The sequence below is a fragment of the Serratia sp. A07 genome (assembly GCF_058725505.1).
The window spans coordinates 1-9,094 of the sequence record NZ_JBZXDO010000067.1 but is presented as its reverse complement, the minus strand read 5'-3'; the positions used below and the strand labels follow the sequence as shown (position 1 = coordinate 9,094).

The 9,094-nt window shown below is 53.4% G+C and carries 15 protein-coding genes; all 15 read right to left on the bottom strand.

Features of this window, described 5'->3' with window-relative positions:
• Window positions 1-485: tail assembly protein (locus AC4PR2_RS26855; protein WP_492175769.1), on the bottom strand; the 485-nt coding region annotated here is incomplete at its 3' end.
• A gap of 28 nt (window positions 486-513) precedes the next feature.
• Entirely contained in the window at window positions 514-873 is a 360-nt protein-coding gene (locus AC4PR2_RS26850) for a hypothetical protein (protein WP_492175767.1), read from the bottom strand.
• A 37-nt stretch (window positions 874-910) separates the two neighbouring features.
• Window positions 911-1,615: a C40 family peptidase gene (locus AC4PR2_RS26845; protein WP_492175766.1), complete on the bottom strand. Its 705-nt coding sequence runs from the start codon at window positions 1,613-1,615 to the stop codon at window positions 911-913.
• An 8-nt stretch (window positions 1,616-1,623) separates the two neighbouring features.
• Entirely contained in the window at window positions 1,624-2,376 is a 753-nt protein-coding gene (locus AC4PR2_RS26840; RefSeq protein ID WP_443006329.1) for a phage minor tail protein L, read from the bottom strand.
• Between the two features lie 9 nt (window positions 2,377-2,385).
• Window positions 2,386-2,724, bottom strand: a complete 339-nt coding sequence (locus AC4PR2_RS26835; RefSeq protein ID WP_197751229.1) for a phage tail protein — start codon at window positions 2,722-2,724, stop codon at window positions 2,386-2,388.
• On the bottom strand, window positions 2,724-6,047 hold the full coding sequence (locus AC4PR2_RS26830) for a phage tail tape measure protein (RefSeq protein WP_492175765.1): 3,324 nt from the start codon (window positions 6,045-6,047) through the stop codon (window positions 2,724-2,726). The genes AC4PR2_RS26835 and AC4PR2_RS26830 overlap by 1 nt, the downstream gene beginning before the upstream one ends.
• On the bottom strand, window positions 6,040-6,261 hold the full coding sequence (locus AC4PR2_RS26825) for a hypothetical protein (protein WP_241164162.1): 222 nt from the start codon (window positions 6,259-6,261) through the stop codon (window positions 6,040-6,042). Before AC4PR2_RS26825 ends, AC4PR2_RS26830 begins: the two co-directional genes overlap by 8 nt.
• A 17-nt stretch (window positions 6,262-6,278) precedes the next feature.
• Window positions 6,279-6,644, bottom strand: coding sequence for a phage tail protein (locus tag AC4PR2_RS26820; RefSeq protein WP_241164163.1), 366 nt, complete (start codon window positions 6,642-6,644; stop codon window positions 6,279-6,281).
• Window positions 6,645-6,653: 9 nt separating this feature from the next.
• Entirely contained in the window at window positions 6,654-6,908 is a 255-nt protein-coding gene (locus tag AC4PR2_RS26815; RefSeq protein WP_347340767.1) for an immunoglobulin domain-containing protein, read from the bottom strand.
• A 5-nt stretch (window positions 6,909-6,913) separates the two neighbouring features.
• Entirely contained in the window at window positions 6,914-7,369 is a 456-nt protein-coding gene (locus AC4PR2_RS26810) for a phage tail protein (RefSeq protein WP_101453723.1), read from the bottom strand.
• A 32-nt stretch (window positions 7,370-7,401) separates the two neighbouring features.
• Complete coding sequence (locus AC4PR2_RS26805) at window positions 7,402-7,794, bottom strand: HK97-gp10 family putative phage morphogenesis protein (protein WP_492175764.1); 393 nt, start codon at window positions 7,792-7,794, stop codon at window positions 7,402-7,404.
• The gene (locus tag AC4PR2_RS26800; RefSeq protein WP_126179955.1) at window positions 7,791-8,180 is read right to left on the bottom strand and encodes a hypothetical protein; all 390 of its coding nucleotides are present in this window, start codon (window positions 8,178-8,180) and stop codon (window positions 7,791-7,793) included. Before AC4PR2_RS26800 ends, AC4PR2_RS26805 begins: the two co-directional genes overlap by 4 nt.
• On the bottom strand, window positions 8,167-8,505 hold the full coding sequence (locus AC4PR2_RS26795; RefSeq protein ID WP_213873612.1) for a phage head closure protein: 339 nt from the start codon (window positions 8,503-8,505) through the stop codon (window positions 8,167-8,169). The genes AC4PR2_RS26800 and AC4PR2_RS26795 overlap by 14 nt, the downstream gene beginning before the upstream one ends.
• Window positions 8,502-8,828, bottom strand: coding sequence for a head-tail connector protein (locus AC4PR2_RS26790; protein WP_321154039.1), 327 nt, complete (start codon window positions 8,826-8,828; stop codon window positions 8,502-8,504). Before AC4PR2_RS26790 ends, AC4PR2_RS26795 begins: the two co-directional genes overlap by 4 nt.
• 8 nt (window positions 8,829-8,836) lie before the next feature.
• A partial coding sequence (locus AC4PR2_RS26785; RefSeq protein WP_492175763.1) for a DUF7210 family protein occupies window positions 8,837-9,094 on the bottom strand: 258 nt, incomplete at its 5' end.

Below are 9,094 nucleotides of genomic sequence, written 5' to 3'. Positions count from 1 at the left end.
TTGTCCTGGTCTTGGCGCATGCGCAGTCCGCCTGCTTGAGGGGATAGCATTTGAACAACACCACCAAGGGCCATTGCAGCGCCACTCATTGCCAACACTCCACCAAACGTACCAGTAGAGCCAAAAGCCGCCCATCCAGCAGGGCCGGTTAGCATCGCGGCCCCAATCAACGCGACACCTAAAATAGTTTGGAATAAGCCAGCGCGCTTACTACCAATCACGACGGGAACAAGGTGAATATCTTCAGACCCTTTGGTGAACGCCAGCTCATCCTGCCCTACATTACGTTTACCGACGAAAATAGAAAATGTCAGGCCGCGTTTGTGTGCTTCAAGCATATAGCGTTCAAAGCCGGGCAGAAGATTTTTCATGGCATCAATAGCTTTTGGTACATTGTGAGCACGATATTCAAATTTTTTTCCAAAGATGCCGACCATTGGGCCATGAAATCGTACTGTTCGCAATGGTACATCAATAAAAGACATAACACCTCGACTTATTATTTTCAAGACCCTATAAGCAAGATTTAATCGCTTTTAAGGTCACTTTTATTCTTCGCTCAGGGAAAAGAATAGACTTTGTCCCCTCCCCATAATAAACAACTTCCGTTCCAGCATTACTTTTAATTAAATCGATAAACTCTAACCCCGCCAATGGAACTAAAGTCACTCCATTTTCTAAAGGTTTGACTGTTGTGTTAATTGCAGGCCCGTTATAAGTTTCACTGTCTAACTTTGGAATTAAACATGTTTCTATTTGCTCCAGAGATTTAGTGGTCGTAAAGGTTTGCGTTGGATTTTTTCTAATATCTGAATAATTCATCGCACACCCCGTCAAACCCAGTGCCACTAACCCAATCATTAAATTTCTCATAACCCTTTTCCTTAAGTTGAAAAGTGGAATGATAGCATCACATCAGTTCTTTGTGGCGCAGCACCTTCACAGTTCGCTCTTTCCAATAGCCACCGTAAGGCACCCGCTGGCTAAGCATGCCGTACATGTGGTGCAACAGCATACCGTCTTCGAGCAGAATACCTGCATGGTTCGCCACCGGCGCGGAAACCTGCATAATCACCATGTCACCCGGCATCGGTGGGCCGTCGAACTCTCGAAAACCGCAGTCGTGCCAGTTGTCCAAGTAGAGATTTTCGCCCCGTTCCCACCACGGATAATCAACGCGGTAATCCTGGAGCGCTATGCCGTGCTCCTGCCGGAAATAGCTCATGATCAGCCCCCAGCAGTCGGTATGACCCAGCACGAACTGGCGACCAATCAACGGCAATTCCCCGCGCGGCATGATAGTTCGCAAGTCCCCCTCTGGCCAGCTGGCAATCGCCCAGGGCAACTCCATCGCGTCACATTGCGCCTTGTCCAGTTCGCTCGGCTGCGTGGTGGCATCCGGGTGACTATGCACAATCATTGTGATCGTCCCCCACTCGGCAGCGGTCACATAATCCTCTGGCGACAGGTGAAACTGTTCGGTGGGATTATCCGCCAGGTTACGGCAGGGAAAGTAACGCTCAACGCGGGATTTCTGCGCCACGATGCCGCAACACTCGCGCGGATACTCAGCCTCGGCGTGCGCCATAATGGCCGCTATGGTTTTCTCTTTCATAACGCCACCTACTGCTTAATCAACGCTGCACCTGGGAAGCCGCCGAACGGTAAAGACTCTGTCTCACCAAAACGTTTTTGGCAATCACTCAGCAGCCCACCGCACCGATCTTTACTTGGGTCATCCACCGGATTTCCCTTGTCGTCAAAGTATCGCGTGCCTGCGTAATCGCAGCCCTTGCCGGTACGATACCATCCACGCGAACACCAGGTGCACAGACTGTGGATTTGGCGGGTCGGGATGCGCAATCCCCGCAGGTCTGCCGGGCTGGAGAGTTCGAACTCCACTGTTTCATCGCTTTCCGTCGCCTTGCGATCGATGTAGAACACCTGTAGCTTTTCCTGCACCGGGTCAGCCGTTGGGTTCCCTTCTGGAAAATTCCGGGCATCAAGGTAATGCACCAGCGTATCGTGGATCAGCACCTTGGCCTGGGCCATATCTTCAAACTGAAGGCAAAGTGCAGTGATCAGGCCGTTGATATTGGCAACCGTCAATTTCGGCTCCGTGCTTTGGCTGTCGGAGGATATTTCCAGCCCCTCAACGGAAAACGGCCACGGCCCGTACTCCTTGCCCTGCCACCATATAGATTTTGCTGGTAGTTTCGTTTCGTCCCCGCCAGCAGCGGCCAGTTCTTCCGCCGTATAGGGGAGCGTGTCGCTGTGAAAGCGCAGAATATCAGCGCCGAACTTTGTCCCGTCCACTTCAACAAGGCGAACGCGGTTGCCCGGCTCCAACTTCTGCAGGTCTGTATTCAGCATGATTAATCTCGGTTAAACGTGGAAGGCCTCGGTAAACGTGGCCGTCAGTGAATAGTTATCGCCGCCCATTGCGACAGGCTTATAGCCTTCGCAGCGATAGAGGCCGGGAACGTTGGTCGGAGGTGTCCATTGGAATGACTTCACCCCTTGATGATCTTCAAGAAAGACGATGATAGACGTGATGTAGCTGTACTTGCCGATAAAGGTCAAATCCCATGAGCGAATGATCGGGTTGATGCCATCACCGGAAACCTGCATATAACCATCACCAAACTGCGCTTTCCTGATACGAAACCGGGTATCACCGGCGGCATTGACGCGCGCCGGATAGTTGAAAGTCTTAATGGCCATTACATCCCCTTGATTGCTTTCCAGATAGGCTGGCCGGGCTTCAGGTTGCGGTTAATGACCTTCTGGCTTTCCTGCGCGGCGATGTTGCCCATCTGCTTGCCGAACTCTTCCCAGCCCTGATCGGCCTGAGTATTCGCATTACCGCCACCATCAATGGTGATGTAGACATTCGGTGCAGCAGCAGCCTGCTGTGGCATACCAATAGCCCGCACACCCAACGAACCGTCCGCCCCCCGTTTGAGCGGCATGATCGCCTCCGGGCCAGCCTCGCCCATCAGGCCAGCGCCCTTGGCGAACGCAAACATAGTGGGGTTGCTGACGATCTGGCCGCTGTATGCACTCAGTGACGGCGACGAATAAACGCCGCCTTTGGCGTTGGCAAACATTGGAACAGCACCTGGATTATTACCACCGCCACCGCCACCGCCACCGCCAAAGCTCATGAACGAAGACAAAATGGTTTTTGTCAGCAAAGCCTGTGCGGCCATTTCTATCAGGTTCTGTACTATCGATTGCGTCAACGATGAGAACAGTCCCACCATGCTGTCTTTAAAGCTCTGCGTACCCGTGAGTAATCCAGTCAGCATATTGGTTGAGCGTTCCCGCATTGTGTCCACCAAACCAATCTGTAACTTATTGATCTGGCTTTGTCCCGCATAAAGACTCATTGCCTGCTTATATTGAGCTTCTGTTGACTCTTGCGTTGCCGCCTGCATCAGCTGTTCATAACGTTGCTTGTCAATATAACCTTGCTGGTAGTACGCCTGATATTGTGCCTGCTGCTGTACAAGTTGGTTGTTCAACTGGACAGAGGGATCTACGTCACCGGAGATATCTTGTCGTGGCACAGAAATAGCGTCAGCCTCTGCTTTCAGGCGTTGGCGAGCCATTTCTTGCTGCAACGTGTTGCGAGCGACAAGATAATCGCGCTCAGTCAGTAGCCTGGCATCATACAATGCCTTCAGTTCGCGACTAGTTTCCTGCTCCTTGCGTACTGCCGCCTGTCCTGGGGCGTACTGTTCTGCCAGCTCCAACCGCTGACGCTGATAATTTTCCGCATTTAATGCCATGACGCGTTGCACGTCGGCTTGACTGGCGCCGGCAGCCTTAGCAGTAGCCACCAATTTTGCCTGCGAATTTCGTTCTTCGAGATCGATCTTCGCAAGGCTGGTTGCATGCGCGACTTCAATTTCCCGGCGCAGCTGCTGATATTGTTTCAGCGCCTGCTGACCCTTTTTATCAACCTTGCCAGGGTCTTCGCCACCCCACGGACTAAGCGGCTTATCACTCAGGCTTTCCGTTTGTGAGGTAATGGTATTGATATCGCTGGCAAGCTGATTAGCGGTGTTGGCTACGCCGGTCTGAACGAGGAAACGGGCCTTGCCGACATTTTCAAGATTATCGCGAGTTTTCTGGATGCCTTGATTAACGGAGTCCAGATCGTTCTCTGCACGGGTTCTCGCAGCCTGCATTTCTTTCTTATTGCCAAACAGATCACCAACCCATCCTTGCTGATTGGTTTGCTCAATCTGTTTGTTCATATACTTCAGCTGATTTTGCAGCTTACTTTGCTCTTCCAACTGGCTTTCAAGCTGATCGCCAAGGTCCAGCTCTTTGACTGCAAGCTGCTTGTCAGACAGCTGCATCAGCGCAGAAGTGGTTTCAATCACGGCTCCCTTTAGGTCTACAGCCGCCTGGCGGGCATTTTTGGCTTGTTGGGTAAAATCAAATAACGCCATCGTGGCCAAGGTGGCAGCGCCAACTGGGCCGCCTATTAACCCCAATGCCCCTTTTGCTAAACCTGTCGCAACAGAAGCCGCTCGAGCAGAAATAGACAAGCGTTTGTTGGCCGCATCCAGTTGGACTTTAGCCACAGTAGCCGCTCGCGTTGCTTCCGTCTCTTCCCGGATCAAGCGGTTGTAGTCAGCGGTATAGCTGACGTTCAGTCCGTACTGCTTAGCCGCTTTTTCCATCGCACGAACGCGACCAAACTCAGCATCATTTTGTTTTAAGGTGGCATTGGCAGCATCAATAGTTTTCTGCGCGATACTTACTTGTGCCAAGGTAGCGGATTTAACCGCTGCCTGCTGTTCTCGCCATGCTCCGATGCTTTCCCGGATACCGGCGGTCAATTTGTTGGTCATTACGGGGATCAGCGTATACATCGCTACACTGGCCACCATATTGAAGTTATCCGCCAGCCCGTTGATCGCCTCCGTTACATTCTGAACACCACTGCGCAGCGGCCCACCGCTCGCTTGCCCAACCTTGATGATCAATCCTTCAAAGGCACTGGTCAGCCCCATCAGGTCGCCGTTCAGGTTGTTGACGCGAGTCGCCGCCTGTTCATGCGCAGTCTGTGTGCCGGTCAGTGATTTGGTCAGGTCATCCAGCTTGCTGCGGTTACTCACAAGGATTGAGGCGGCGTTAATGTTCTCGAGGCCGAACAATTTGACCGCCTGCGCCGTAGAGAGGTTTTTCTTCGACAGGTTTTCCAGCGCGGTGCTTAGCCCCACAACGGAAGGTTTGAGCGTTTTATCCGTGCCTTTTTCAAGGTTAAGGATAACGTTGCGCAACCCGGTTCCTGCCTCACCCCCTTTAATTTCACGCTCTGCCAACACCTGGATTGCTGCGTTCAGTTGCTCAAAGCCGATACCGGCCTGCGCCGCTGCCACACCGCCATTCTTTATCGCTGCGGCCGTATCAGCGATCTCTGATGAGCCGTACTTGGCACCGGCGGCCAAAACGTTAATGTAGCGGTCTGCCTGGTTAGCACTGGCGCCAAATTGGTTCAGCGAGAGGGCCAACGTCTTCGTCGCATCCGGCAACGTTGTCCCTGCCGCCTGAGCCAAAATCAACGCGCTGTGGGTGGCGGTGGTCAGCCCGTCGGCTGTATTCAGCAACTCCGGCTTGGCGCTGGCCATAAGTTTCAGCGCCTCCGCTGCCTGGCTGGCACTGTACTCCGTGGTACGACCCATTTGCTGGGCTGCATCGTCCAATTGTTTCAGCTGAGCACCTGTAGCACCGGTGATAGCGGAAAGGTCAGACAGCGCCTGACCATACTGCCGGGTTGTCGTGATAATGCTCCCCAGCGAGAAGCCTAACCCTGCTACGCCAGCCAAACCCGCCAGCGTCCCTTTAAGGCTGCTGACCGTTTGGCCGACACGCTGATAGGCCTCATCGGTCTTTTTCGCATCCTGCTGGGCTTGACGGTTAAACCTTCCGGATTGATCGCCGGCGGTGCGGTAAGCAGCCACCAGCTTGTTTCTAAAATTGGCGTCATTCAGGTACAACCCGACCGCCAACGATGCTACATCAGCCATTTCCAAGCACTCGCATAACGTCAGCACACTGCGCATCTATCAAACTTTGCGTAGGCTGAACGGGTTGATGAACAGAAACATCCTCAGCAGCATCGGCAGTAATTCCCTGCAGCTTGAAGTATGCCCGCCAGTAATTCAGGATTTGCGCCGGCAACGCGGCTATTTTTCGCGGATCAGACTCACCCCAGCGGTCTGCCAACTGGAAAATCAGCATCAGCCAGGGTGAGTCAGTCAGTTTTTTTCCGCTTCTTCCAGCGAGCCTACGGCGTGACGCTTGACGGTGCTGATCGCCTCGACCAGTGTCGGGTTATCATGTGCAGCAAGCAGATCATCCACGCTAGGCAATGCATTTGCAGGAATACGTTTGCCGTCTGGCGTCATAAAGCAGGACAGCAGCAATTCAACGTTGAGCCGCGCGGCCTTATTCATATCCCCGGCTTCGATAGCATCTTTCATGCCATCCTCATTATCCTGCAGTTCTGAGGCCTTCAGGCGGCGGATAAAGGTTTTGGTGCCAAACATTGGCACTTCTGTCACGTGGTCGTCAGATTTCAAAAGAGCGGCCTTGAGCGCCTTCAGATCATATTTCTCGGACATTGATATTCCTTATTTAACAGTTACGGTTGCGGTAGCGCTGTTGATGGTGTCTGACCGCTCGGCAGACAACACCACGCGATAAGCGCCAGCATCCGCCGCCACAACCGAGTTTTTGGTATAGGTGGCAGAGATTGCGCCGCTGATATCAGTGCCGTTTTTCTGCCATTGGTATTTAACGGGCTTGCCGTTACTGGAGGTAGCCGCAACAGTCAGGGACAAATTGCCCCCGACAGCCAGATCAGCGCTCTTCGGCTGGGTAGTCACGCTGATCACACCTTTGGGGCTACAGCTCCCCAGGTGTTGTTGTTCTGCTTACCTTGCACCGTGATCTGAATAACTTCACTCGCCGGAGCGGTGATTTCGTTCATCTTCCAACCGGACAGCGAAAGGATCGAGGTGGAAGTGCGACCGTTAGGCAGCTCAACATAGAACTGAACGGTTTCACGGTTGTCCGCTGCGGTCAGGAACGCCGCAAAATCGGTATTGGATGGATCGTCGATAAACCCGATCGACTTCTCCGCGCCTTCCGGCAGGTCGGAGATAAATTGCTTGGTGGTGTCGATAAGGGTCGTGCAATCGACAAAACTGCCGGTCTGCCCCATCTCGCCCACCGCCTTACAGTTAGTCAGTGCTTTCATGGCCGTCGGTGCTGCGCCAACAGCACCCCACTTAACGATAGTGCCGGCCGGCAGCATGGCATATTCTGGCGAAGTTTTATCAGCCATAATTCCTCTCTCAATGATTGTGGCAGCGGTCGCTACCGGTTTTCGATGCCATAGCGGACGTTAGCCGCCAGGATGCGTAATACGCGGGTTTTGTTGTAATCCAGTGCCGGACGAATGAATGGTGAGGCAACCTGCTTAACCGTGCCGAATTCCTGCGCCAGCGCCTTCATATGGTGCAACTTGCTTGGGCCTACGCGTAGAGTCACTTGCGACCGTCCGCGTGTAGTTGAACGAATAGATATGCTGTCGCGCATGTGTGGGCCGCTGGCGGTGTCGTCATAACCTGCATGCTGCTGCATATCTTCCAATACAGGCTCCAAAGCGGCTCGACCTGCATCACGCAGAATTTTTGTAGACACGTCACGCCCCAGGGCTTCCAACTGGCGGCCCAATTCGTCCATACCCGTTACACCTATGCTGATCATGTGGCGTCCTCCGGGTAACAGATGACGTAATCACGCACCAGCCGGTACTGAACGCTGTTATTGGTGAGGGTGGTTGCCCCCTGTTGCATCGTGCCGCGTGTCACCGTCTGAACGGGCCAGCGGCCAATATGCCCATGCCGAATGCTCTCCCAGGCGGCGCAGATAGCCTTATCCAGTTCAATGAGGCGCGCGTAATCGTCGATGACATAAAGTGCGACCTGAAAACGCCCCTGAATCAGTGCCGTGCTGGCTAGCCCGGTATCAACTTTCGGGTTGCTGACCTTCTGATACGTCACGCCTTCCTGTTCCGGGTCAGGCAGCAGCAGCGGGTACACTGGCAGGCTCGTTAGTGCTTCCAGTGCCGCTTTGATTTCATACTCGATCATGACGAATATCAGCCTCCGCCGTAATTAACAGCCGATCTCGCTGCGAACGATCTGGCGCACGAACGGTAAAGGTTCGCTGCTGAAAGACCACCTGCCAATCAACGGTAACTTCTTCCCGTGGCCGCAGCGTGAACAACATGGTTTCCACCACCTGCCCCTGCTCACCCGTGCGAATTTTTCGGTTGGAGATCGGCTCCGCATCCGCCCAAACCTCAGCGACGAACTCAAAGGATTTGACCGGTGCGCCGGTCTGCTTATCGCGAAGCATAACGGGACGTAGAAGCTTGATGCGAAACTCCAGCGAACCTGCGCGTAATGATTTCATAAGCCGTAAATCCGATAGGGTTGGAGTAAAGACTCAACAGCCAGCGGCAATTTTGATGCCGACGCGCCAACAATTGCAGCCTCGCGGTTCGCGTACCAATGCCCGATACAAAGCAGCATTGCCGTGCGCACATCATCATCCACCAACAGGTGATCTTCGTCGGTATCGTATCCGGGGTCGGATTCGCTGGCGTAAAGGGTGCGGCGGGTATACATCTCAACATGTTTTTTCGCCGCACCGATATAGACACCGATTAGGGTGTCATCCGCACTGAAATCAGGCTCCAGTCGGCAATGCTCTTTCACCAATTTCAGTTCTAACATGGCTCACCTTACTTTTTGGATTTCTTGGCCGCTTCTGGCTGCTGCTCCTGCTGCTCCTGCTGCTCCTGCTGCTCCTGCTGCTCCTGCTGCTCCTGCTGCTCCTGCTGCTCCTGCTGCTCTGCAGAATTGTCATCACTCACCTGCTCGGCATAGCCTTTTTTGACCAGCTCGCGCCCGTGAAGCTCCTGCGTTTCGAACAACTCGCCGTCATTCACCACCCGGCTACCGAACAAGATCGGTACAAGTGCTTTAACTTTCATGGGTAT

What these genes read in the sequence shown, in the direction of transcription:
- AC4PR2_RS26850 (WP_492175767.1), bottom strand. Translation starts at nt 873, where the DNA reads ATGAGAAATTTAATGATTGGGTTAGTGGCACTGGGTTTGACGGGGTGT.
- AC4PR2_RS26845 (WP_492175766.1), bottom strand. Translation starts at nt 1,615, where the DNA reads ATGAAAGAGAAAACCATAGCGGCCATTATGGCGCACGCCGAGGCTGAG.
- AC4PR2_RS26835 (WP_197751229.1), bottom strand. Translation starts at nt 2,724, where the DNA reads ATGGCCATTAAGACTTTCAACTATCCGGCGCGCGTCAATGCCGCCGGT.
- AC4PR2_RS26830 (WP_492175765.1), bottom strand. Translation starts at nt 6,047, where the DNA reads ATGGCTGATGTAGCATCGTTGGCGGTCGGGTTGTACCTGAATGACGCC.
- AC4PR2_RS26825 (WP_241164162.1), bottom strand. Translation starts at nt 6,261, where the DNA reads ATGCTGATTTTCCAGTTGGCAGACCGCTGGGGTGAGTCTGATCCGCGA.
- AC4PR2_RS26820 (WP_241164163.1), bottom strand. Translation starts at nt 6,644, where the DNA reads ATGTCCGAGAAATATGATCTGAAGGCGCTCAAGGCCGCTCTTTTGAAA.
- AC4PR2_RS26810 (WP_101453723.1), bottom strand. Translation starts at nt 7,369, where the DNA reads ATGGCTGATAAAACTTCGCCAGAATATGCCATGCTGCCGGCCGGCACT.
- AC4PR2_RS26805 (WP_492175764.1), bottom strand. Translation starts at nt 7,794, where the DNA reads ATGATCAGCATAGGTGTAACGGGTATGGACGAATTGGGCCGCCAGTTG.
- AC4PR2_RS26800 (WP_126179955.1), bottom strand. Translation starts at nt 8,180, where the DNA reads ATGATCGAGTATGAAATCAAAGCGGCACTGGAAGCACTAACGAGCCTG.
- AC4PR2_RS26795 (WP_213873612.1), bottom strand. Translation starts at nt 8,505, where the DNA reads ATGAAATCATTACGCGCAGGTTCGCTGGAGTTTCGCATCAAGCTTCTA.
- AC4PR2_RS26790 (WP_321154039.1), bottom strand. Translation starts at nt 8,828, where the DNA reads ATGTTAGAACTGAAATTGGTGAAAGAGCATTGCCGACTGGAGCCTGAT.